Here is a 24,797-nt window from a genome sequence, read left to right as displayed (position 1 = left end):
ATGAGTGATTCCTCTTTTTTGCCTGATGACATCCAAGATGAACAACATACCGAACAACATAGTGCCTTAAAAAACTACATCTCCGAAGACATCCGCAGACTGATCTTGATTCTCATCATTTCAGGGCTGATCGGACTCGGGATTGGGCACTTTATTTTGTTCATCGCTCTAGGCTTAATGTTTTTTTTCGCTCTACAATTTCGCTCGCTGTATTTGGTCAATCAATGGATTAGTCAACACTCCAACGAACCACCACCTGAACTTTCAGGGATTTGGAGTGCGCTGTTATTCAACGTCTATCGTGCTCAGCGCCGTGAACGCACGCTCCAGGCGGAAATGGTTGGGCTGATTGATCGTGCCCAATCCTCATTGATGGCACTTGAAGAAGCCGTGGTACTCATTGATGAAGAGCATTGTCTAGAATGGTGGAATCCAGCTTCTGAACGCCTACTCGGTTTAAAACTCGGTGATCGTCGCCGTCAAGTGCTCACAATACTGCGTAACCCTGAATTTATTAAATATTTTAATCATGTCGAAGATCATCCCAATGGTCTGATTTTGCAATCTACTTTTCAAGAAGGACGCTTTATCCAAGTCAAAATTACCCGTTTTGGCTATGAAAGTCGCCTACTTGTTGCCTATGATGTGACGCATATCCGCAAGCTTGAGCAAATGCGTAAAGACTTTGTCGATAATATCTCGCATGAACTCCGCACACCGCTCACGGTACTCAGTGGCTACATCGAAACCTTGTCAGATAATGACGATATGCCACAGCGCTGGCGCCGTGCCTTTGATCAAATGCACCAACAAGCACGTCGCATGAATGCACTGGTCAATGACTTACTCCTGCTCTCACGCCTTGAAAATGAATCTTCGAAAAGTAAAAATCAGATCGTCAATATGGCAGAGCTGATGAATCAACTGTTTGACGATGCGCAAGGCTACAACAGCGAATTTGGGCATTCTGTCCATCTTAATCTCGAAAGTCACAATGACATCATCGGCTCGGATATAGAGCTTGCCAGTGCTTTTGGCAACCTCGTCACCAATGCCATCAAATACACGCCGAACAATGGCGACATCACCATCTCTTGGCAAGATCGTGGCGACGTGTCTATCTTCTCGGTGCAAGATACAGGGATCGGTATTAGCCCAGAGCACATTCCTCGTTTGACTGAACGCTTCTACCGTGTCGATAGCGGTCGCAGTCGTGAAACAGGTGGTACAGGGCTTGGTTTGGCAATTGTGAAACATGTCCTTGCACAACATGAAGCACATTTGGAAATCGAATCTCAAGAACAAATGGGTTCCACCTTTAAAGCGGTCTTTCCAAAACATCGACTGCAACCACCTGAGTAATACTTACCCTCTAAAATGACTTTGCAATGATCACATTCAACTTGAAATTGATCTTTTTGCCCTCATCTCCAAAAAAAATTCACTGTTTAAACGCATCTTATTTATAGCATTGAATTTGAAAACACTGAGAAGATTATGAATTACCGCTGTCCAAAATGCCAAAGTACCAAGATCATGCCTGTAGCTTCCGCTTCAGGACCTCGCCCAAATATCCCGAAAAGTTTGCTGGTTCTTGTGCCTAGCATTTTGCTTTTAGTGATTTTGGTATTGATTAGTATCGTGTTTTTGGTGATTGGCAAAGATGCAGGAACGGTATTACAAACTACAACCATCATCGTATTCTTAATCTGTCTAGGATCAGGATTTTTGTTTTGGCGTGTCTTGCCTGACTTTAAAATCACCATGCAAAACTTTATGCAAGATCAAAAGCAGTGGAAATGCCGTCAATGTAATCATGAATGGCAAAACTAAATGTTTAAATGATTTTTCGCACCAAAATTGTGGATAGCTGATTGTGTAAATATGCTGTGTATAAATAAGAAGTTATCCACAGCTTCTTATGAGTGTTCCACAATCGTCCGAAAGGTCAGATTAATCCGTGCATCTGCGACTTTCTTGGTTGGTGGTAAGCGATGAAGCCAATGGCTTTGTGTTGTGTCTTTCATAATCAGTAAACTGCCATGTGCCAATAATAATTCCACTTTTTCTTTTGTGGTTTTATGTTTAAAACAAAATTTTCGTTCTGCGCCGAGAGTGAGTGAAGCGATTGCGCCATTTTTCTTGAGGTCCGTTTCGCCATCGCTGTGCCACGCCATACCTTCTTCGCCTGTGTGGTATAGATTCAATAAACACGAATTAAAAGTTTCACCTGTGATGGTTTCGATGCGTTGCTTCAATGCCAGTAATTCCGCTGTCCATCCCAAGGCATAACGATTCACACCTGAATAGGTATATTCAAAGGCATGATCGCCGTACCATGCGACTTTGCGTTTGGTGATCAGCCGTTTGCCGTAGATCAGCGCTTCATCATGTTTCCATTCGATTTGATTGAATAAACACTGGAAATAATGATCTGCTTCGGCTTCGGATATGATTTTGCCGAAATACAGTACCGTGCCGTCATAAGGCAGGTAATTCTTAGTAGAATCAAGAACATCATCAAACAGCGTCATGTTACTCAAGATACGACTCCATGTTGAGCGAAGCAAAATACATCATAACTGTTTAAGAGTTAAGTGAAATGTAGTTGCAGTGGGTGATAAGCTAATGCACTGAAACCACTGATAAAATCAGTGCATTTCACGTAAGTAGTACTATGCAAATTTTAGGTAGTTTTATAAATTTCGAATCTTACACCTAACTCCTTTTATCTAAAAATAACTTCATTTTTTTTTAAAAAAGTGTAAACTTAAGTGTAAACCCAATATTAATTTATGAGTTTCTGAGTCAACTATGAAAAAATCTGATCCTATATATTTTGCGATAGTCCAAATAAGATTTAACGAAATCAATTATGAGCATATCGTAGGGGATTTAAAGGAGACTTTTAGATCACATGGATATCCTGACATCCAAGAATCTAATCAAAAACAGATAGATATAACTATACAAAACGGACTACCTCTACCAACGGAAAGAGATACGAAAGTTTTATCTGCCACTAACATAGATGCCGATGAAGGTTTCATTTTTAATAATAAATCACTAACTATTCAAACAGTTAACTATTCTTCTTTTGAAGATCTAAGTCAAAAATTATTAAAAATTTTTAGCAATCTACCAAAAAACATCTCCTTGATTGAAAGATTGGGTTACCGAACCTTGAATGCTTTTATTCACAGAGATGAAAATACTTTGGATTCTCAAATTTCAAATTCTGTTCTTGGATTGTATACAAGTAGTGGAATTGAGTTTCAACATAACTACAATGAAAATTTATGCATAAATAGCGACCAAGTACATGTATTATCACGAATAATTGTACAAAATAGTGAAGTTGGATTTCCTCCAGATATTAATGGCACCTCTCTAAATAAACCCGATGTAATGAATGGTTTTAAAAACCTACATGCAATGGTAGATATCGATGCGTCTTGGACTGGTAGATCAGAAAATAACGAACTATTTTTAAAAGAACAGTTTAAAAAGCTTCACACGGGTCTAAAATCTAAATTAAATAACATTGTAGAAGAAAAATTATGACTACATACAATATAAATCCTTACACTTCATATAGTGGATCTTTACTCGTACCTACACATTTCACATATAAAGAGGATTTAGACTCTGAAACATATCTTTTAGTAAAACTATATGCAGTAATTTTACTGTGTAGCACAATGATGGGGGGGGGATATATCACGCGTTATTCATCGTCTACAGCTTATCAAATCAATGATTACACTTCTAGTGAGTTTGAGACACATACATCTGAAATAAAAAGTAATTTACCTGAAAAATTTCAAACTATTAAAGATGTTTTAGGCCTTACAATTATTGAACAAGCTAAATACTTTGATGTATCAAGACAAAGTATCTATAAATGGCTTCGGGGAGAAGCCCAGCCTAGCAAAGATAATTTGTTGCTATTAAATGAAATAGATAAGGCTGCTATGACTCTTGCTAAAAATAATTTTTCAGGCTCAATTTATGCTGAAAGAATCATTGAAAATAGTAAGAATTTAATCGATTTAGTTAAAGAGCATAAAGATGGTGAACGATACGCATCTCTTTTAGTTGATATATTGAAAAATGAACAACAGGAAAGAGATGAGTTAAATCGTTTGTTTGGCAATGATTTAAAGAATGTAGTTTTTCATCTTTAATTTAATAGGAATAACCTTATTGTGTGTTGGCAACGTAATACTGAATGGAAACAATTTTCAATTGTAAGTAAGGAGGATTTAATCAAATTAGGGATTAATGCTCAGGACAACTCCATTGGATTAATAATTTCTCATTCTTGTGATATTGCCAACACTAATCTTCAAGCAGAGCCAACTTTAGAGCTTCTTGTTGGGAATATTGCTCATAAAAAATGTGATGGTTCTTTTTCAAATGGAAAAAATAATAGGACTTTACACGTACAACTAGAAACAGTGCCATTCGTATGTCTTGAATTAAAAATGACAACAAAGATAGCTTTTGAAAAAACCAAAATAGCTGAGTTAGCTCTAATTCCAGCACCAAATTATGAAATAAATGAAACTAACCAAAGAATCATAAAACGTTGGCTAACCACTCGATATGACCGAGCAGCTTTTCCAGATACTTTTAATGACTTAATGCGTGAGCATGACATTAATAAAAAAATTAAGCGTTTTTTGGATAATAATAGTTCAAATGAAATCATAGGGTTACTCTTGAACTACAAAGAGCACTTAAATGATGATCATACACAATATGAGCTAACTATTTTGGTACTTTACAGTACCATTGATAATCCAGAAAAGAATAAGCTTGTTGCTCAAACTGTATCAGATCAAATTAAAAAAATTTTTAAACAATCTATGCCTGAAGAAAATTTCATCAACAAAGACTGCATCTTATTAAAAAATGTTTTATCAGTTTCCGATGAAACTTTGACATATAAACAAGCTCAGTTGTTTGAGCGCTGGGAACCAGGAGATGATTTAAGTATGGAAACAGGTGGAGAAGCCATTTCTGCTTAAAAATAATACACCACTTTCATTTGGCGGATTCAAGCAGAAAGTGCAACAGTATAAAACCTGCCATGACTTCACTCGGAGTTCGCTATCCTAAAATTTTTCATGCACTTTTCAATAGCCTTGATCAAGAAGCATCTTTCTGCACCCTTTCCCAACCGATCAACACCGTTTTGCGATCTGTGCCCCAACGATAACCGCCCAATCCACCAGTAGACTGAATCACCCGATGACACGGTATCAACACAGCCACAGGATTACGCCCAATTGCCGAGCCGACTGCACGTACTGCCTTGTCTTGCGAAATATCATGTGCAACCTCGCCATAGCTCACCACTTCGCCCATTGGTATCTTGAGCAAACTCGACCAAACTTTGAGCTGAAAATCAGTCCCTTTCAGATGCAGTTTTATTTGCTCAATTGACCGATTTTCATGGTTAAAAATCGCTAAGGCCTGCGCATGAAATGCTGTATCTTGCTCCACAAACTGCGCATTGGGAAATTGTGTAATGAGCTGTTGTAATGCATTCTCTCGATCTTGAATAAAGGTTAAATGACAAATGCCTTTTGCAGTTGACGCAATCAGCACCTCACCAAACAAAGTCTGGGCAAATTGATAGGCGATTTCCAAGTCTTTTCCACCATGTTTATACTCCGCAGGTGTCATGCCTTCGATCTGCACGAATAGATCATGCAGACGACTTGGACTTGATAAACCAGTCGCATATGCCGTATCCAATACCGATTGTGCATTGTCTTGACGCAGTTGGCTTTTGGCATAATCCAAACTCAGATATTGCAAAAATCGTTTCGGACTGGTGCCGACCCATTCGCTAAACTCCCGCTGAAAATACGCAGGACTGAGATGCACTTGCTCAGCGATTTGCTCAAGTGACGGTTGCGCCTGAACATTGGCTTGGATGTAGGCGATGGCTTTTGCCATGCGTGCATAATGTGCCGTGTCTGACATCATCGTTTACCTCTGATTTTTTTATAAGCTTAACAACTCACTTATGCTAAAAAAATCCAAATCATGCGCATTTCACCGATCATTTCATCTTAGATAATACATTTATAAACATAAAATCACGCAGAGTCGATTGCCTTTTTGGTGCTAAGTTTTTATAACTAAAACAAATGAAGTGATTTTGAAAATATAGGAAAACTCATGACTGATAACAGCCCACTCAACAGTACAGCAGAAAAAGCCATTCGTATCCGAGAAATCCAATATCAAGATAGCACAGGACAGAATTTAGTCGGATTTTTTGCCTATCCAGAGGGTGAAAGTAATCTCGCTGCCGTTTTAGTCTATCCCGAATGGTGGGGACGCAATGATTATATCGAAGGACGTGCTCAACAGCTTGCAGAATATGGCTTCGCCGCGCTTGCCATCGACATGTATGGCGACAAGAAAATCGCCGAAGACGCCAGTCAAGCCAATGAATACATGATGGCAACTTTTGAACCTGAGAATGTCATCGTCGATCGAGCTTCGGCAGCACTTAATACCCTTCGAGAGCAACCTGAAGTCGATGCAAGTCGTATCGCAGCCATCGGATTTTGCTACGGCGGAAAAGTCGCACTCGATTTGGCACGTTCAGGTGCGGAGTTAAAAGCCGTTGCAACATTCCACGCCAATCTCAGCGCACAAAATCCTGCGCAAGAAGGCACATTCAAAGCGGAAGTGGTGGTTGCACACGGTCAAGAAGACAGCATGGTCAGCCTAGACGATGTCGAAGCCTTCAAACAAGAAATGCAAAACGCCAAAGTGAAGCATCGTGTCGACCTTTATCCAAACGCAAAACACGGTTTTACCAACCCTGCCGCCGATGAAAACGCCCGTAAAAATGGTGTCGATCTTGGCTACGATGCACTGGCTGAAGCCGAGTCGATGGATGCGCTCTACGCATTACTTGATCGTGTGTTGAAATAACATTTTCAAACGGCTTGTTATAAAACTCATTGGCTTTAAAAAGTGTAATTTGAAAAATCAATACAGCTAATGCTTTTTCACATTTTTGCCAACCTCTTGGCAGTGCATAGCATTAGCTTACAATTTTGGAGTGATAAATATTTGCTCAGCACGTCGATTATTTTATAAATAAAAGACTAAAAGATTGTGTTGAGGAATAACCATGAACATCGTACAGGATTGTCCTTTTTGCCAAGATATTGATGCCAATGTGATTTATCAAAATGACTTTGGTCGCATTATTTATGATGAAAATCCAGTGTCCAAAGGTCATTGCCTCATCATCCCACATCAGCACATTACCTCGTTCTTTGATGCCACAGAGGAGGATCGTAAAGCATTTATGATCTTGCTTGAACTCGCTCGCAATGAAGTGAAGATGATCTATCAACCTGACGGCTTTCATATTGGATTTAGTGATGGACAGATCAGCGCAGGAAGCATTGAACATCTCCACATTCACTTGATTCCACGCTACGCCCACCAAGCTTTACAGCTTGACGAACGTTGGGGAATGAAAGTTGACAGTCAGTCGATCGCTTAGTGTATTGTCAAAAAATCTAAATATAATAAATAGTTGATCATTAGAATCGGCTATTTGGTTGTTGTAAAAATTCTAATTCTGCTATCGTCGATTCACGTTGTAATATCTCATTGCGATGTGGATAACGTCCAAAACGATCCACAATCACTTTGTGACGCTTCTCAAAATCGAGCGTCACATCATCACCCAATCGTTGGAAAAGCTTATAGCCAAACTCATGTACATACGCCGACTCACTATGCATAAATGGCATGTATAGAAACTTACGTTGCACTGGGTCGAGCTGCTGATCTAACTGTAACGCAACCGCTTCTTGAGCGAGTGCCAATGCCATTGCATCTTGCGCAAAGGCATCAGGATGTTCACGAAACAGATTGCGTGAAAACTGATCAAGTACGATGATCTCTGCCAAGCGCCCTTCTACACAACTACGCCATCCCCATAGCTCGCCTTGTTTGGCACGTTGATGTGTATTGGCAAATTGCTCATGGATTTGTTGATCAAAAGCATCTGACTTTTCAAACCAAAATGGCTGGTGTGCTTCATCAAACCAAAAATCTAAGACGTGCTGTGCTTGCATTGTTTAACTTCCTTTGCACATGATTTTGCATACGTTGAATAGGTCATCCATCATCACAAATTTACGCTGTTTTATCTTATGCCTTTGTGTTAAAAACTGATGCAATATTTTAACGTTATTGAATGAACCGTACAGAATACGGTTTTCTTCATATCAGTGATTTCGGCTATAATACAATGCTGATTCGCCAGTTGCCTTTGAGATCTTTATGTCAACACCATCACATACCGCACAGCACGCCATTGATATGATCAACACTAAATTCGATGTGAATGTATTACAAGGCATGCAACGAGGTATTGAGCGTGAAAGTTTACGCATGCAAGCCAATGGCTACCTCTCGCAACAGGCACATCCGATGGCACTGGGCGCTGCTCTGACGCATCCATCTATCACCACAGATTACTCAGAAGCACTGCTTGAATTCATCACACCACCGACCAAAAGTATTGCTAATACATTGAGTATTTTGAAAGATATTCATACTTTTACTTATCAAAATCTCCCTGAGGGTGAAAGTCTGTGGTCGTTATCGATGCCATGTATGCTCGATAGTCAAGATGAAAATATTCCGATTGCACAATATGGCTCGTCCAATCTTGGGCAGTTCAAAACGCTATATCGTAAAGGTTTGGCAGTACGTTATGGTCGTCGGATGCAGACGATTTCAGGCGTGCATTACAACCTGTCTTTTCCCGATGAGCTCTTCGAAGCATTACAATTACAAGAGACTGATTTAGCTTTAAAAAATCTCAGCCTACAAGACTATCGAAGCCATCGCTATTTTGGCTTGATTCGCAACTTCTTACGTCATATTCCACTGGTGATTTATGCACTTGGCGCAAGTCCAAGTGTCTGCCGTTGTTTTGTGACTGGTCGTGAACACAATTTGCAAGAGTTGATCAAAGGCACAATGTACTTACCCTACGCCACGGCGCTACGTATGGGTAAACTCGGCTATCAGAACTCGGCACAACGTCAACTTGGTATTCATTACAACAACTTAACAGGCTATCTTGAAGGAATTCGTGAAGCGACACAATGTAGCTATCCTGAATTTACTGCGCTTGGCTTAGATGATACTGAGGGCAATCCTGTACAGATCAATGATCATGTACTGCAAATCGAAAATGAATATTACAGCGTGATCCGTCCAAAGCAGACACCTCAAGCAGGTGAAAGCCCATCAGATGCCCTACAAGCACGTGGTGTTGCCTATGTCGAACTGCGAGCTGTCGATGTCAATCCATTTAGCCCGATTGGGATTAATGCGGAGAGTGCAAGTTTCTTGGAAACTTTGGCGCTGTATTGCTTACTGAATGACAGTCCAGAAATAAGCGAAAATGAACAAGCCATGCTTGATCGTAATCAAGCGTTGGTGGTCGAGCGTGGACGTGAACCAAATCTAGAAATTGAACAACTTGACACCACAATCAACTTCCAAGTTTGGATGCAACAGCAACTTCACGCCATGCAATATTGTGCTGTAGCACTCGATCAAGCGTTATCGACCGATTCGGAAAATCTCTATCAATCTGCTTTAAATCTCATGCTTGAACGTAGCAATGATCCTGCAAAAACCATTTCTGCACAGATGCTCGAGCAAACTCGTGAGCTAGGTGGGACTTGGGCATTTGGTGCTAGTCTCGCCAAGCAATATCAAGACTTCTATCAATCACATCATTTAAGCCCTGAAACGCTCAAACATTTTGAGCAAGATGCAACCGAATCATTACAATTACAACAACAACTCGAATCTCAACCACAACCAAGCTTTGCGGATTATCTCAAACCATATCGTCGTTCGGCGGAGCAACATTCATGCGTATCAGCTATCGTTTAGGTCATACTTTACTCTTTATAGGCAGTATCATCGGCATTGCCTTTGCCTTGTTTTTGGAGCATGTACAAGGTTTAAACCCTTGCCCACTCTGCGTATTTCAACGTGTCGGCTTGATCGGCATGGGGCTATTTAGCCTGATTGCCTTACTACACAATCCAATGAATAACTGGGTAAAACGCTTTTATGGACTTTTTTCGACTCTTGCGATCGGTTGGTCAGTGGGTGTTGCAGCTCGCCATGTTTGGCTTCAACATTTACCCGCAGATCAAGTGCCATCTTGTGGTCCTGGCTTAGACTATTTAGTCGAAGCGTTGCCATTTCAGGCTGTACTACAACAAGTGCTGTCAGGTTCTGGTGAATGTGCGGTGATTGATTGGACGTTCTTAGGTCAGTCTTTACCATTTTGGTCGTTGGTTTTCTTTGGCGTATTATTGCTTTTGAGTTTATGGTTATTGTTTAGACCGTATCGTTAATTGACATTTTTTAGTGATATTTGCAAAGCCACATTTCTAGATTGAACTGTGGCTTTTTTAACATAATTTATTTTTCATCATGGGTAATTTCCGCTAAGCTGAATGATATGTGTGGAGATCAAGACATGTCATCATTTCAACCGATTAAAATCATTCAAGGCTTAACAATTTCTATTGTTTTGGCAACGCTGGTCGGTTGTGCAAGTACGCCGAAACAGCCTCGCACCTTTAACCAACTCGGTCAATTCCAAGAAATTCCGCTCAATCAAAATAGCTACCGTATCGGCTTCCGCACCCATCCTGATGCGTCATTTGGTTATGCCGAAGAGGTTGCACTGCTCAAGTCTGCACAAGTCACCGTTCAACAAGGTTTTGATTCGTTTAAAGTGATAGATGACCCAACCAATCGCTTGAACCAACAGCAACAACAGCGTCAAACCGTCGTTTATCCAAGCCGACCGTATTATTCATCATATGGATTTTACGACCGTTTTTATGATCCACTTTATCATCCATATTGGCATGATCCATTCTATGACACACCTTATGTGGTCAAGGTCGATCCTGTTGAAGTCGCCTATACTATTCAAATGTTCAAGACCGATATGGCACCTGCGGATGCGTTCGATGCACGTCGTATCCTGCAAGCCATTGGTCAAAAATATGGACTACGCCCTGACGGTTCGGTGATCACACCCACACCACCACAAAATACACAAGGCGCACAATAAAAATATGGCTTAGGATGGATTGCCAATGACAGACTACACACATGATGAGGTTGAAGTTCCAAGCCTAGATCGTTCTAGAAAACTGGCGACCATCGCCTTAATTGTTGCCGTAGTGTGTTGGATCATCCTGATGGTCTTGGCAAAAATCTTTCCTGATTATGTTTGGCTCATTCATATTTTGATGCTCTCTGCCGAAGCAGGTGTCGTCGGTGGACTCGCCGATTGGTACGCCATCACTGTGCTATTTCGCAATCCATTTGGCAAAATCCCATTACCAAAACTGCTTCGTGATCACACCGAGATCATTCCTCGAAATAAAGCACGTATTGCCGAATCAATTGGACGGTTTGTCCAAGAGAATTTCCTCTCGCCTACAGTCGTTCAAAATAGTTTAAATAAAATTGATCTCAGTCTTGCAGTTGGACAATGGCTACAACAACAGCAAAATAGTCAAAAAATCGTCGATGTGGTGCAGTTTGGTGTACCGAAAATTTTTGAATTTGTTGAACAACATCAAATCAGTCAATTCATTCAAGACAACAGCATTCAATGGTTAAAAAATACCAAGTTCAATCATCTACTCAGTGAAATGCTTCGTGCCGTCTTAGACAATGACTTTCATCAAGAGGTGCTACAACGTGGCTTGGATATGGCGCACAACTGGGTACGTAACAATCCTGAACGCACCTACCAACTCACTGAAAAACTATTTTATGAGCTTGGTGTCGGCACACTTGCCAAAGGTGCGACATGGATTGGTATCGACGTGCAACAGCGTACGATTAATGCCTTTATCTCAAAAGTCGAACAGATGCTAGGCAATCCTGAACATCCGTGGCGGATGCAGTTGGAAGAACAAGCGCGTCGTATCATGGAGCAACTCGCAGACAATGACAGTGAGCTTAGCATTCAGCTGGATGACAGTAAAAATCAACTACTCGAAAGCCCACAATTAGTCAACTTTATCGGTAGTTCCGTGGCGATCCTCTGCCAAGCGATCAAACAAGATTTGGAGCAAGAAAACTCAGGTATTGCGAGTAATCTTCATGCAGTGATCATGCAACTTGGTCAAAATGTCGAACGCAATCAAGCCGTCCGTGAAGTGTTTAATCAACGCTTTAGCCAAATCGCCGTACAGCTCAGTAACGACTATAGTGACAAAGTGATTCGCTTTATCAGTGAGCGCATACATGAGTGGGATTCACACGAAATGATCGACAAGATCGAAACCGAAGTCGGTGGCGATCTACACATGATCCGTGTTAATGGCGTGGTGGTTGGTGCCTTTATTGGACTATGTTTGGGGATATTCCGTGCTTTGGTCGAGCACTTTATTTAAGTGTTCTTAAATCTCAGTTAGACATAAGATGAGTTAAAACTATATGATTCGTGAGAGCTTCAGTCGCATTGTTCGAGGGCAGGGCAATATTAGAAAAATGGCGTTTTGTAAGGTGTTGGATAGATTTTAGTATATGACCGAGTTTGCGACTGACAAATGGTTTTGCCTACTTTTCCCGAAAGAAAAGTAGGTCGAACCGAAGGTTAATCCAGACATATGCTCATACACTACAAGCCTCTGTCTAAAACATTATTTTTTCAGTACTATAGGGCATATTTCATCGAAATCAGGTTATTTTTAGAGTGCTATTTCTCAAACGATTTAGCACTTTCAATCTCAATTATTCTCAGTTATATTTTTAAGGATAAATTTTACATAGCCCAAAACGAAAACAACCCCGACATCCTGTCGAGGTTACTTTGAATTCGGCTTAAGTCGCATCCTGCTAACTCTGTACATCCTGTACTTTGCGTTGGAAACATCCCGTCTCTCAATAAGGTCATAATAGAAAAATATTGGACTTGCGCAAAGACGACAAATGCACTTCATCACGTAAGCATTTGCTTACAAGAGCAACGTAGCTCAGATTTTTACTTCTACACGGTATTTACGTTTTTGTTCATTGTTTATGACAGGTAGTGCAGATTGTTCTTATAAAATATAGCTTAAATTATTTAGGTTACAGTTTGATGATGATTCGATTTTTTAGTTTGGTGCTACTTTCTAGCACGATAATCGCATGTAGTTATATCAACAATCAGCCAGATTCCTTGGACAAATCTTCCACAGATCAATCCCAAGCGACACCATCCAATCCAATTAAAAATACATCGGCGAATACTGTGAAAGATAGTGAGGTGAAAGATGATGCGACGAAAGACCGTGAATTAGCACGCTATCTACTACCGACCGTGATCGAGCATACTTATGGGAAAACGGATTATCTCGAAGCATGGCGGGATCTCAACGGCGATCAGATCAAAGATGCTGTGGTGCTATTGCAAGGCAAGGAGTGGTGTGGTTCGGGTGGTTGCACGATGTTGATTTATCATGCCAAAAATGATCATAGTCTAAGTTTAATCACGAAAACCACAGTGACTGACACACCGATTTATCAATTATCGACTAAGCAAAATGGCTGGTCTGATCTATCGGTATATAGTAAAGGTGTTGGTCAGGTGAAGTTCTCTTTTGATGGGAAATCTTATCCAAGCAATCCATCATTAGAAAAGCCATATCAAATCCAACCGATGGATCAAAAACTAGCGTTGAGTGAACTTTTAGCGCTGAATTAATCTCTTCTTTTTTCAAAGCAATAAAAAAGCAGCATGACTTCATCACACTGCTTTTTCACCCCACCCAGCCTCCCCTCACAGGGGAGGAACTTTCCTTTGAGAGATGTATTGCAATCCTCTTAAAAGATTATGGGTGTTGCTTATTTTAACAATAAGCTATTGATACGTTTCACATATTCTGCAGGATTATCAGGCAACCCACCTTCTGCGATCAAGGCTTGATCAAAAATCACATTAGCTAAATCATCGAACTGCGAACTGCCTTCGAGCTTTTGTACCAATGGATGCGATGGATTGATTTCCAAGATTGGTTTGCTTTCAGGCACCGCTTGACCTGCATCTTTAAGCATACGGATTAACTGTGGAGAAAGCTCGCCATCACCCGTCACTAAACAAGCTGGCGAATCGACCAAACGACTGGTCAAGCGCACTTCTTTAGTTTTGTCTTTCAATGAGTCACTGAGTTTTTCCACGACAGGTTTGAATTTTTCAGTTGCTTCATCAAGCGCCTTCTTCTCCTCAGCATCTTGTAGATCACCCAAATCAACTGCACCTTTGGCAATGCTTTGCATTGGTGTACCGTCAAATTCATGTACGAAATTCATCGCCCATTCATCCACACGATCCGCCATGAGCAAGACTTCAATACCTTTTTTCTTGAACAATTCAAGCTGTGGTGAGTTCTTCGCAGTGATTAAGCTATCCGCAGTGACGTAGTAAATCGCCTTTTGCCCTTCTTTCATATTGGCTTTGTAGTCTGCCAATGAAGTGCTGATCTCGTCATTATTCGAGGTGGCAAAGCGTAAAAGTTTTAAGATACGTTCACGATTACCAAAGTCTTCGCCCAAGCCTTCTTTGATCACTGAACCAAATTCAGCATAAAACGTTTTGAATTTTTCTTGGTCTTTTTCATCGTCTGATTTTGCCAAGCCATCAATCATGGTCAAGACACGACGTGCATTACCTTCACGAATGGTTTTGACATCACGACTTTCTTGTAGCAATTCACGGCTGACATTGAGCGGTAAGTCGGCACTGTCCACCACACCTTGTACAAAACGCAGATAATTCGGAATCAGATTGTCCGCATCATCCATGATAAACACACGCTTTACATAGAGTTTGATGCCTGCTTTTGACTCACGAGTAAATAAATCGTGCGGTGCTTTGCTTGGGATATACAGCAGTTGCGTATATTCAGTGGTGCCTTCAACACGGTTATGCGACCAAGCCAATGGCTCATCGAATGCGTGGCTGAGGTTTTTATAGAACTCAACATATTGCTCATCGGTCACTTCTGATTTACTTCGAGTCCACAGCGCACTGGCTGAGTTGATCGCTTCCCATTCATCGGTTTTGACCATCTCACCGCCTTTGCTCGGCTCTTCACCCTCAGCAGTTTCTTCTTCCTGCCATACTTCTTTTTGCATTTCGATCGGCAAGCTGATGTGATCAGAATATTTATTGATGATCTGCTTCACTTTATAGCTTTCGAGATAGTCGAGCGCATCATCACGCAAGTGCAAAATGATGTCTGTACCACGACCTGCCTTTTCGATTTGCGTCACTTCAAAATCGCCTGTACCACCGCTCACCCAACGCACGCCTTCACTGCTTGGTGCACCTGCACGACGAGATTCTACGGTGATTTTATCGGCAACGATAAAGCCTGAATAAAAGCCGACACCAAACTGACCGATGAGCTGTGCATCTGACTTTTGGTCGCCTGTGAGCTTCGACATGAAGTCTTTGGTGCCTGATTTTGCGATCGTACCGAGGTTGTCAATGGCTTCTTGCTCGGAGAGACCAATCCCATTGTCCGAGATGGTGATGGTTCTGTTGTCTTTATCAAGGCTGACACGAACACGGAGGTCAGGCGCATCTTCATAATATTCAGGATGATTGATGCCTTCAAAGCGCAATTTGTCGCAGGCATCTGAGGCATTGGAAATCAATTCACGCAGGAAGATTTCTGGATTGGAATACAAAGAATGCGTGACTAAATGCAGTAGTTGTGCAACTTCGGCTTGGAAGCTAAGTTTTTGTGAGGCATTTTGCTCGCTCATTGATGAACTCCTTCGTTTTTTACTTTAAAAAATATGAATGAGTCATCAATGGCGATGGTCGGGTGGTTTTTCAATAGGGTTGGCGTAGGATTTTTAGGTTTAATCGCAAGAATTTTAGTGTTCTTAATTCTGCTTAGAAAATAATGGCTGGTAAAGGCTTGGCATGATGAGGATAGCCCTAATTAATGCACCCAATTTTCAAGTTGCAGTGCAGGTACACGTTCAAATTCTTTTAGATTATTGGTCACCACGACCAAACCCTTACTTCTCGCATGCCCTGCAATGTGCAGATCATTATCACTGATAAGTTGTCCTTGCTTACGTAAATAGGCTTTGATATTGCCACACTGCATCGCCGCTTCTGCATCATAATCCAATACCTGTAAGCGAGACAAAAAGTTCTCTACCACCATCAAGTTATGCGTAGGATTGGCACTATTTTCCGCACCGTAGACTAATTCTGCAACGGTGATACTGCTGACACAAATCAGCGTTGCGACCGCATTAAATCGTTCACGCACCTGTTCAGGCTTGTGTTTAATCACATAGATGGCTATGTTGGTATCGAGCATATATTTCAGCATCAAAATGACTCTCGGATACTTTCGATTTGCTCGCCACGTTCAAAATCATCCGTTACTTTTAAGTTTTTATCCATAAAAAAACTATCCCACACTTGATCCACAGGACTAATCACCCGTTCCACACCAATTTTTCGTACATAGACATTTTTAACCTCTGAAGTAAAACGTAATGTCGCAGGCAGTCGAACGGCTTGGGTGCGGTTGTTCATAAAAATGGATGTTATTGTCATAATAAGCTCCTCTTCTTAAATACTGTGCAATATACATAGAGTATATACCAATACATATGCAATATCTAATTTCTATCTTGAAAAATTTGCATAAAAAAACGCCCACATTGTGAGCGTTTTTTATATCCCCCTAGCATCCCCCTTGAAAAGGGGGAATAAAAGGATGATTATTTCTTGTCGTCATTCACTTCAGTGAACTCAGCATCTACCACACCATCATCGGCTTTTTGCGAACCACCAGCTTGTTGGTTGAATGCATTAGGATCGAAGTCCTGCGCACCCGCACCGCCTGCTGCACCTTGCGCTTGTTCATACGCACGTTGCGTGATCGGCATCAAGATGTTTTGTAGTGCTTCAGTTTTCGCTTTGATCTCGTCCGCATCATTTTCTTTAGTCGCTGCTTCAAGCTCAGACACTGCGGTTTCGACTGCTGTTTTTTCTTCATCAGTCACTTGCTCGCCGAGGTCTTTCACCGCTTTTTGTGCGCTTGAGATCAAGGCATCCGCTTCGTTACGTGCTTTTGCCAATTCTTCAAACTTGCGATCTTCCTCAGCATTCGCCTCAGCATCTTTGATCATTGCTTCGATCTCAGCATCAGACAAACCAGAGTTAGCTTTGATCTGGATTGATTGCTCTTTACCAGTGCTCTTGTCTTTAGCAGACACTTTCAAGATACCATCGGCATTGATGTCAAATGATACTTCGATTTGCGGTACACCACGTGGCGCAGGTGGAATATCACCGAGCTGGAAGTTGCCCAACAATTTGTTTTGTTGTGCCATCTTACGCTCACCTTGATAGACAGAGATGTCTACCGCAGGTTGGTTGTCCGCTGCTGTTGAGAACACTTGAGATTTCTTCGCAGGAATCGTGGTGTTTTTCTCAATGATTGGTGTCAACACACCGCCCATCGTTTCGATACCGAGTGTCAATGGCGTTACGTCTAATAAAAGTACGTCAGTTTTGTCACCAGACAATACCGCACCTTGAATCGCTGCACCAATCGCAACTGCTTCGTCAGGGTTCACGTCTTTACGTGGCTCTTTACCGAAGAATTCTTGTACTTTTTGTTGTACAAGTGGCATACGAGATTGACCACCAACCAAGATCACATCAGAGATTTCTGAAGAGGATAGACCAGCATCTTTGAGTGCAATACGGCAAGGCTCAATCGTACGTTCAACCAAATCAGCAACTAAACTTTCAAGTTTTGCACGAGTCACATTGATCACCAAATGTTTTGGACCAGACGCATCCGCAGTGATGTATGGCAAGTTGATCTCAGTCGAAGTCGAAGAAGACAATTCGATTTTTGCCTTTTCCGCCGCTTCTTTGAGACGTTGTAATGCCAATGGATCATTTTTCAGATTGACGCTTTGATCTTTCTTGAATTCTTCAACCAAGTATTCGATCAATGCGTTATCGAAGTCTTCACCACCGAGGAATGTATCACCATTAGTAGACAATACTTCGATCTGTTGGTCGCCATCAAGGTCAGCGATTTCGATGATAGATACGTCAAAAGTACCACCACCCAAGTCATAGACTGCAACTTTACGGTCGCCTTCTTTCTTATCCATACCGAACGCAAGTGCCGCAGCAGTTGGCTCGTTAATGATACGTTTTACGTCTAACCCTGCGATTTTACCCGCATCTTTGGTCGCTTGACGCTGTGCATCGTTGAAGTATGCAGGTACAGTCACGACTGCTTCTGTGACGGTTTCACCAAGATAGTCTTCCGCTGTTTTTTTCATCTTTTTCAAGATTTCAGCAGAAACTTGTTGTGGTGCAAGTTTTTTGTCGTTCACATCCACCCAAGCATCGCCATTGTCTGCTTTGATGATTTTGTAAGGCACAAGACCGATGTCTTTTTGTACCGCTTGATCTTCATAACGACGACCGATCAAACGCTTGATGGCGAATAATGTGTTTTTCGGGTTAGTCACTGCTTGACGTTTTGCAGATTGACCGACCAAGATTTCGCCGTCTTTATAAGCGATGATAGATGGCGTGGTGCGTGCGCCTTCAGCGTTTTCAATTACTTTGACTTTATCGCCTTCAAGTACCGCAACACATGAGTTGGTTGTACCTAAGTCAATACCGATAATTTTAGCCATTTGATTTGTTCCTCAATAATTTTGAATCCCTCTTTTCCCCTTTACTAGAGGGGATGAGAAGCGATGCTTCGAAAAGGGATTTTCTTGTTATCCGATATGAGAGCATTTGTTTTTTTTTCAAGTCAATGTGCTAAAAAATTTCTACAAATGCACTCGTTAATTCTACTTACTGACCGACTGTAACCATTGCAGGACGGAGTAATCGACCTGATAGGGTATAGCCTTTTTGCAACACATTACCGATTTCGCCCGCTTTGGCATTTGGGTCAATACCGACCGCTTGATGTAGGTCTGCATTAAAGCCATTGTTGACATCGACCGCTGCAATCTCATGCTTTTCTAAGGTGCTGAGTAGCGATTTCAAAGTCAGCTCGACACCTTCGAGCAGTGGGGTTTTTTCCTCACCTGCGGCTTGGATGGCACGCTCAAGGTTGTCCACCGACTCAAGTAAGCCTTTGGCAAATTTTTCTAAAGCAAACTTTTTCGCTGAATCGGCTTCACGCTCAAGGCGTTCTTTGACTTTTTCAGACTCATAGATCGCATTGGCAGCACGGGCTTTTTCCAGCTTGAGGCTTTCTGCCAATTTGCCAATTTGCGCTTGTAAATCTTCTACCGTCACTTCTTCATTATTTTCATTGGTTTCTGTATTTTCAAGATCTTGTTCTTGAGCTACAGTCTGATCTTGAGCTTGCTCATTGTGCTCAGTTGCCATTGATGTTCTCCGTTTAAAAAAGTCAAACATATGCAGTCCTCGAAGCGCTGTTGCGATCAAACATGATGCGAAACTGCAGTGTTCATCTAAAAATAAAATAACGATTGCTTGATGAGTATGGGCTAGGCAGGTGAAATTCAAGCAAAGAGACTGCTTGAAAGCTGAATTTTTATGATTTTTTTGGAATTAAAGTCAATTTTGATCATGCGAATGCTGATTTTTCAGCATTCGCAAATTTATAAAGCAGACAAATCAACCAATCTGAATATCGGCAGATGGATATTGCACACGACTTTTCTTCGGTGTCGCAATCAGATAAACCAAAGTCAACGGTCCAAGTCGCCCTGCATACATTAAGAAAATCAAAGTGAGCAAACTTCCGTCATGCAACTGCGATGTGATACCTCGAGACAAACCGACTGTACATGCCGCCGACAACACCTCAAATACCACGTCGATAAATTCCATTTCTGGCTCAAAGATAAGCAATAAAAACATACCAAAAATAATGAAAAAACAGGTAATCAGTGTCACCGCCAATGCTTTAAAGGTCAGCTCGTGAGAGATCGAACGCTTAAAGACACTGGTTTCATTATTACGACGTAAAAATGAAATCACGCTCAGCAGTAAAATCACAAATGTCCCAACTTTGATCCCGCCTGCGGTACTCAGCGAGCCTCCACCAATGAACATGAGTAGCATCATGAGAAAGGTTGAGGCATTAGTCATCGACGCAGTATCGACACTATTAAAGCCTGATGATCTTGGCACAGTCGCCTGAAACCACGCATGGGTGGCTTGTTGTGCGGTATTCATATTGCCGATGGTATTTGGATTGTTGGCTTCTAATGCCCAAAGTAAAACGAAAGCAACGAGGTTAATAATCAACACACTGGACAAAATGACTTTTGAATTAATGTTGAGCTTACGCCACACCTTCGCTTGCTTGATGTCCATAAATACTACAAAACCAATTCCTCCCAAGATGTACAGGGTACTGACCGTCATGCAGAGCAAAAAGTTGTTCTGAAACTCCATCAAGCTATTATCAAATAAGGTAAATCCTGCGTTGTTAAAAGCAGACACACTATAAAACAATGCGTAATAAGCACTATGCGTTAAACCAAACTGTGGATACCACGCCACCAGTAAAAAGATAAACCCAATCAATTCAAAAAATAGCGTATAGATCAAAACGCCTTTGGCAACAAAAGTGACATTGTGTAGACTGGTTTGCCCTAAAGCGCTTTGCGCAAAGATTTGCTGTTTCAGGCCGATCTTGGGTGACAGACTGAGTGCCGCCAAGATCGCAAAGGTAATAAACCCTAAGCCACCCGCTTGAATCATCAGCAAGATCATCAACTGACCAAACACAGTATAGGTTTCATTGATAGAAACCACAGACAACCCTGTAATGGTCACGGCTGAAGTCGCCGTAAAAAATGCGGTCATCAACGACAAATCGCCATGATGCGACACAGGCAACATCAACAAAATCGTCCCCATCACAATAAAACTCAAAAATCCCAGTGCCAACATGCTTGGCGGGCTGAGATTGACGATTTTATTTTTCAGGTTAAGTGCGTTCATAAAATGATACTGTGAGATTTTTTGAAGTCGTTTTTAGGCTTGTAAGAATCGGTTTGAGAGCTTTTTCAACTCTTTTAACGGCCCTTCCAAAACCAAAATATCATTCAATTCTAAGGTGAGCTCAGAATCTATGTTACAGACCACCTGTTGCTTTCGTTTCAGCAGGACAATGGTAATGTCATTAGCCTTGTTAATCAGCCCAAGTAAGTTCACACCACGTAAATGTAGCGGAATCACCACTTTGACGATGTAATGATCATCACCAAGCGACATATAGCGACTGACCCACGGATAGTTCAAGGCTTGCGCCACACGCACCCCCATATCCTCTTCAGGGTGAATGATTTTTTTAATATTAAAATGCGATAGAATCATATGATGGGCATTGGTTTTGGCTTTTGCCAAGATATTTTCTACGCCCATATTTTTTAGGTGCAAAACACACAGAATACTGGCTTCAATGTCTTCACCAATAGCGACCACCACTGCATCACTACTTTGAATATTCAGCTCTTTCAGTACGGTTTCATCGGTGGCATCAGCGATCACCGCATGCGTTAGCTTTTCGGAAATATTTTCAACATTCTTTTTGACCAAATCAATGCCAATCACATCATGCTTGAGTGCGGCAAGCTCGGTTGCAACCGTTGCGCCAAAGCTACCCAATCCAATCACTGCAAATTGCGCCATGAAATACCACCTGTGTTATATGTATTATCGCTCAACGTTCAAGCGCACGTATTTTTGAGAAAAATATAGCACATCCAATCAACTAACCCTATTTACCCAACGCAAGAATTTGTACTAGATTCATTGCCGTAACGGTTTTTCACCATTGGATTTTTCTAATTTTCGATTTTTCGCTGCTTAAAAATTATCGTTCATATGAAAAAGCCACCCGATGGCTCGAATGGCTTTTTAAACATAGTGAGATTTTAACGTGACAAGATCAACGCACGACACTCAAGAAATGCAGATGACGTTCATATTGGTCAATAATGTCTTGAAGCAAATCGTCCACTGTCCACTCCATCACATCATAGCCCTGACCGCCTGCACGTAAGAACACTTCCGCTTGGTAATATTCCACTTCGTTTTTGCTTTCTTCCGTCAAAAAGCTTGGTGGTGTAGTCGATTGCGCAACGACTTGGTAGATAAAGTTAATCTCTTTACGATGATCTACGCTAATTTGCAATCCACCGTCTACTTGGCTGATTTCCACTTCAAGATTACGACTGCCAAACTCTTTATCCATATAATCAAAAGCTTGCTTCACCGTGGTTTGAATGAACTGCTCAACTTGCACTTGGCTATGTGGATAATGCATGATCAAGCCCAAACGCTGTTCCCAACTGCGTGGATTTTTCAGCGCATACGGTGTAGTCCGTGCATCTTGCAAGGCATGCATACGTGTCACATCAACCTTTAAGGCTTTGATCAATCCAATACAGATCAAAAGCATAATCACGGTAAATGGCAAGGCACTCATGATCGTTGCCGATTGCAAGGCTTTAAGCCCACCTGCAAGCAACAAAACAATCGCCAAAAACGCCACCAGTGCAGTCCAAAACAGACGTTGCCATATCGGTGAGTTATCAGATTTCGCTGTCAGATAATCCATCACCAGCGCACCCGAATCTGCCGAAGTGACAAAGAATAAAATGATCAACACGGTCGCCACGACTTGGAACACGCCACCCAAAGGCATCATGGATAAGAATTCAAATAGCGCCATTGATGAGTCTTGCTGTGTCGCTGTCAATAAGCTTTGCTGACCTTTGTGCAGGATATTATACAATCCTGCATTCCCCATAAAGCCCATCCAAATCAATGTAAAACCAGTTGGAATCAGCATCACACCAACGATGAACTCACGCACGCTACGCCCTTTGGACACACGCGCAATAAACATCCCTACAAATGGCGACCACGAAATCCACCACGCCCAATACATGATCGTCCAACCACCAATCCAACCATTCGGCTGATAGGCATACAGATTAAAAGTCATGCTAAATAGATTACTGAGGTAATCACCGACGTTTTGCAAAGTGGTCTGCAATAGATAAATCGTCGGACCTGCGAAGAACACAAAAAGCAATAAACTGATCACTAAAATCAAATTCAATTCTGATAAGCGTTTGATGCCTTTGTCCACACCTAAAACCACAGATACAGATGCCATCATACTAACGATGATAATCAGCCTTACTTGAGCTGTCGTCGAGGTTTCAATACCAAAAAGATAATTCATCCCCGAGTTGATCTGTGTCACGCCAAAGCCAAGCGTTGTCGCCACACCAAATACGGTACCAATCGTAGCAAAAGTATCCACGCCATCTCCGATCGGACCATGAATCTTCTGACCAATCATGGGGTAGAGTGCAGAGCGAACTTTGAGCGGTAAATTATGTCGATACGCAAAATAAGCCAATGACAAACCCACCAAAGCATAGATGCCCCAAGCATGTAAACCCCAGTGGAAAAAGGTAACTCGCATCGCCTGCCGAGCAGAATCAATCGTTTCAGGATCACCTGTTGGCGGACTGGCATAGTGCATGATCGGCTCTGCCACACCAAAAAACATCAAGCCAATCCCCATACCTGCGGTAAAGAGCATGGCAAACCATGATTTATTGCTATATTCAGGTTGGCTGTGGTCAGGACCTAGTTTGATTTTCCCTGCATCAGACAGTGCAAAATAAGCCAATAACAATAAGAATATCGCCACAGAAAGCACATAGAACCAACTAAACGATGTGGTAATCCATGTATTTAATCGTTGTGTGATGAGATCAAACGCATCAGGTGTCAGTAGCACCAATCCCATAAAAATCGCAATCACGATCACCGTGCTAAAAAACACATTTGGATTGACATTGGCAAACCAAGAAGGTGCTTTGGAAGACATATTTCCCCCAGTCGTAAATCTGTAATAAGACGTGAAATGAAATAATTCGTAGCCGAAATGATCATCCTCTCAATCAACACAATGATTCAAAAAATGATCAAAACTATATATTTCATTTAAAGTAAATGTATAAGTCTTTATATTAATTCAACATTAAATATCTTGCTGTTATTGAACTGTTATCGCCCATTTCGATTATCCTTGATCTAAACATCAGGTTTATAGATTATAAAATAGCTTAGTTACTCATTCACGGATCTCTAATCCTTCAACCGTAAATGATGTAACTTACTTTTAGCATAAACAAACCTTTCTTGATGCTGTAAAGCATCCATTTGAATCAGTTGTGAAATTTATAATAAGCAGTATGAATAAGAAACAACGTAGCGCCTCAAAAAAAGGATGAAATTATAGTCAAATAATGAAAACGAATAGCTATTTATAACGTTGTAATGATATGAAGATATTAATGAGCATTGTGACAAGAATTTTTTTAAGTAGAATTTTTAAATCAATACCTTAGTTATTATATTTGGCAGGTCAGGAGGGACTCGAACCCCCAACATTCGGTTTTGGAGACCGACGCTCTACCAATTGAACTACTGACCTATAAAGCAGATCGGAAACGCATTTCCGACCTGAAATATCTTTAGATCACAGCAGTGACTTATGCAGTTACTTTCGCAACAACACCAGCACCTACTGTACGACCGCCTTCACGGATCGCAAAACGTAGACCTGGATCCATCGCAATCGGGTGGATCAATTCTACTGACATCT

Annotated in this window: 23 protein-coding genes, 1 tRNA gene and 1 pseudogene; 12 read left to right on the top strand and 13 right to left on the bottom strand. The window is 41.4% G+C overall.

The window, feature by feature from the left end:
• Nucleotides 1–1,362 (top strand): phosphate regulon sensor histidine kinase PhoR, encoded by a 1,362-nt coding sequence (gene phoR, locus ACE3PQ_RS10780; protein WP_374297721.1) that lies wholly within the window; start codon nucleotides 1–3, stop codon nucleotides 1,360–1,362.
• Nucleotides 1,363–1,497: 135 nt separating this feature from the next.
• Nucleotides 1,498–1,833 (top strand): hypothetical protein, encoded by a 336-nt coding sequence (locus ACE3PQ_RS10775; RefSeq protein ID WP_374297719.1) that lies wholly within the window; start codon nucleotides 1,498–1,500, stop codon nucleotides 1,831–1,833.
• An 86-nt stretch (nucleotides 1,834–1,919) separates the two neighbouring features.
• Here ACE3PQ_RS10775 and ACE3PQ_RS10770 read toward each other — a convergent pair whose 3' ends face one another.
• Nucleotides 1,920–2,534, bottom strand: coding sequence for an alpha-ketoglutarate-dependent dioxygenase AlkB (locus tag ACE3PQ_RS10770; RefSeq protein WP_374297765.1), 615 nt, complete (start codon nucleotides 2,532–2,534; stop codon nucleotides 1,920–1,922).
• Nucleotides 2,535–2,814: 280 nt separating this feature from the next.
• On the opposite strand from ACE3PQ_RS10770, the gene ACE3PQ_RS10765 reads away from it, so the two are divergent.
• Genes ACE3PQ_RS10765 through ACE3PQ_RS10755 form a run of 3 tightly spaced genes read left to right on the top strand, consistent with a single transcriptional unit; the run spans nucleotide 2,815 to nucleotide 5,033 of the window.
• The gene (locus ACE3PQ_RS10765; protein ID WP_374297716.1) at nucleotides 2,815–3,564 is read left to right on the top strand and encodes a TIGR04255 family protein; all 750 of its coding nucleotides are present in this window, start codon (nucleotides 2,815–2,817) and stop codon (nucleotides 3,562–3,564) included.
• A complete protein-coding gene (locus tag ACE3PQ_RS10760; protein ID WP_374297712.1) occupies nucleotides 3,561–4,187 on the top strand; it encodes a helix-turn-helix domain-containing protein in 627 nt (208 codons plus the stop codon). Before ACE3PQ_RS10765 ends, ACE3PQ_RS10760 begins: the two co-directional genes overlap by 4 nt.
• Nucleotides 4,188–4,208: 21 nt before the next feature.
• Entirely contained in the window at nucleotides 4,209–5,033 is an 825-nt protein-coding gene (locus tag ACE3PQ_RS10755) for a hypothetical protein (RefSeq protein ID WP_374297708.1), read from the top strand.
• A 121-nt stretch (nucleotides 5,034–5,154) separates the two neighbouring features.
• Here the strand turns inward: ACE3PQ_RS10755 and ACE3PQ_RS10750 are convergent, their stop codons facing one another.
• A complete protein-coding gene (locus ACE3PQ_RS10750; RefSeq protein WP_374297704.1) occupies nucleotides 5,155–6,000 on the bottom strand; it encodes a bifunctional transcriptional activator/DNA repair enzyme AdaA in 846 nt (281 codons plus the stop codon).
• 195 nt (nucleotides 6,001–6,195) lie between these two features.
• Here ACE3PQ_RS10750 and ACE3PQ_RS10745 point away from each other — a divergent pair, with 195 nt between their 5' ends.
• Nucleotides 6,196–6,963, top strand: coding sequence for a dienelactone hydrolase family protein (locus ACE3PQ_RS10745; RefSeq protein ID WP_374297701.1), 768 nt, complete (start codon nucleotides 6,196–6,198; stop codon nucleotides 6,961–6,963).
• A gap of 202 nt (nucleotides 6,964–7,165) precedes the next feature.
• Entirely contained in the window at nucleotides 7,166–7,546 is a 381-nt protein-coding gene (locus ACE3PQ_RS10740) for an HIT family protein (RefSeq protein WP_374297698.1), read from the top strand.
• A 40-nt stretch (nucleotides 7,547–7,586) separates the two neighbouring features.
• Here ACE3PQ_RS10740 and ACE3PQ_RS10735 read toward each other — a convergent pair whose 3' ends face one another.
• On the bottom strand, nucleotides 7,587–8,126 hold the full coding sequence (locus ACE3PQ_RS10735) for a DUF924 family protein (RefSeq protein ID WP_374297695.1): 540 nt from the start codon (nucleotides 8,124–8,126) through the stop codon (nucleotides 7,587–7,589).
• 208 nt (nucleotides 8,127–8,334) lie between these two features.
• Here ACE3PQ_RS10735 and gshA point away from each other — a divergent pair, with 208 nt between their 5' ends.
• From gshA to ACE3PQ_RS10710, 5 genes are all read left to right on the top strand, one after another.
• Entirely contained in the window at nucleotides 8,335–9,969 is a 1,635-nt protein-coding gene (gene gshA, locus ACE3PQ_RS10730; protein WP_374297692.1) for a glutamate--cysteine ligase, read from the top strand.
• On the top strand, nucleotides 9,948–10,442 hold the full coding sequence (locus ACE3PQ_RS10725; RefSeq protein WP_374297689.1) for a disulfide bond formation protein B: 495 nt from the start codon (nucleotides 9,948–9,950) through the stop codon (nucleotides 10,440–10,442). Before gshA ends, ACE3PQ_RS10725 begins: the two co-directional genes overlap by 22 nt.
• 125 nt (nucleotides 10,443–10,567) lie before the next feature.
• Nucleotides 10,568–11,173, top strand: a complete 606-nt coding sequence (locus tag ACE3PQ_RS10720; RefSeq protein ID WP_374297687.1) for a hypothetical protein — start codon at nucleotides 10,568–10,570, stop codon at nucleotides 11,171–11,173.
• Between the two features lie 25 nt (nucleotides 11,174–11,198).
• Nucleotides 11,199–12,512 (top strand): DUF445 domain-containing protein, encoded by a 1,314-nt coding sequence (locus tag ACE3PQ_RS10715; protein ID WP_374297685.1) that lies wholly within the window; start codon nucleotides 11,199–11,201, stop codon nucleotides 12,510–12,512.
• Between the two features lie 770 nt (nucleotides 12,513–13,282).
• Entirely contained in the window at nucleotides 13,283–13,807 is a 525-nt protein-coding gene (locus ACE3PQ_RS10710) for a hypothetical protein (RefSeq protein ID WP_374297683.1), read from the top strand.
• A 140-nt stretch (nucleotides 13,808–13,947) separates the two neighbouring features.
• Here ACE3PQ_RS10710 and htpG read toward each other — a convergent pair whose 3' ends face one another.
• The 10 genes and pseudogenes from htpG to ACE3PQ_RS10660 all read right to left on the bottom strand — a co-directional run.
• Entirely contained in the window at nucleotides 13,948–15,873 is a 1,926-nt protein-coding gene (gene htpG, locus ACE3PQ_RS10705) for a molecular chaperone HtpG (RefSeq protein ID WP_374297681.1), read from the bottom strand.
• Between the two features lie 182 nt (nucleotides 15,874–16,055).
• Nucleotides 16,056–16,445 carry a tRNA(fMet)-specific endonuclease VapC gene (vapC, locus tag ACE3PQ_RS10700; RefSeq protein WP_374297679.1) on the bottom strand — a complete coding sequence of 130 codons (390 nt, stop codon included), beginning with the start codon at nucleotides 16,443–16,445 and terminating at the stop codon, nucleotides 16,056–16,058.
• 11 nt (nucleotides 16,446–16,456) lie between these two features.
• On the bottom strand, nucleotides 16,457–16,687 hold the full coding sequence (gene vapB / locus ACE3PQ_RS10695; RefSeq protein ID WP_298891941.1) for a type II toxin-antitoxin system VapB family antitoxin: 231 nt from the start codon (nucleotides 16,685–16,687) through the stop codon (nucleotides 16,457–16,459).
• 167 nt (nucleotides 16,688–16,854) lie between these two features.
• Nucleotides 16,855–18,804: a molecular chaperone DnaK gene (gene dnaK / locus ACE3PQ_RS10690; RefSeq protein ID WP_374297677.1), complete on the bottom strand. Its 1,950-nt coding sequence runs from the start codon at nucleotides 18,802–18,804 to the stop codon at nucleotides 16,855–16,857.
• A 166-nt stretch (nucleotides 18,805–18,970) separates the two neighbouring features.
• Complete coding sequence (locus tag ACE3PQ_RS10685) at nucleotides 18,971–19,516, bottom strand: nucleotide exchange factor GrpE (protein WP_374297674.1); 546 nt, start codon at nucleotides 19,514–19,516, stop codon at nucleotides 18,971–18,973.
• A gap of 252 nt (nucleotides 19,517–19,768) precedes the next feature.
• The gene (locus ACE3PQ_RS10680) at nucleotides 19,769–21,106 is read right to left on the bottom strand and encodes a TrkH family potassium uptake protein (RefSeq protein ID WP_374297672.1); all 1,338 of its coding nucleotides are present in this window, start codon (nucleotides 21,104–21,106) and stop codon (nucleotides 19,769–19,771) included.
• Nucleotides 21,107–21,139: 33 nt separating this feature from the next.
• Complete coding sequence (locus ACE3PQ_RS10675) at nucleotides 21,140–21,796, bottom strand: TrkA family potassium uptake protein (protein WP_374297670.1); 657 nt, start codon at nucleotides 21,794–21,796, stop codon at nucleotides 21,140–21,142.
• Between the two features lie 259 nt (nucleotides 21,797–22,055).
• Nucleotides 22,056–24,017 carry a BCCT family transporter gene (locus ACE3PQ_RS10670; protein ID WP_374297668.1) on the bottom strand — a complete coding sequence of 654 codons (1,962 nt, stop codon included), beginning with the start codon at nucleotides 24,015–24,017 and terminating at the stop codon, nucleotides 22,056–22,058.
• Nucleotides 24,018–24,550: 533 nt separating this feature from the next.
• A tRNA-Trp gene (locus tag ACE3PQ_RS10665) sits at nucleotides 24,551–24,626 on the bottom strand.
• Between the two features lie 58 nt (nucleotides 24,627–24,684).
• Nucleotides 24,685–24,797, bottom strand: a pseudogene (locus ACE3PQ_RS10660) (elongation factor Tu); the annotation flags it as partial.

The sequence above is a fragment of the Acinetobacter sp. genome, assembly GCF_041911495.1.
In the GTDB taxonomy this organism is placed as follows: domain Bacteria; phylum Pseudomonadota; class Gammaproteobacteria; order Pseudomonadales; family Moraxellaceae; genus Acinetobacter.
This window is presented reverse-complemented; position numbering and strand designations above follow the sequence as displayed.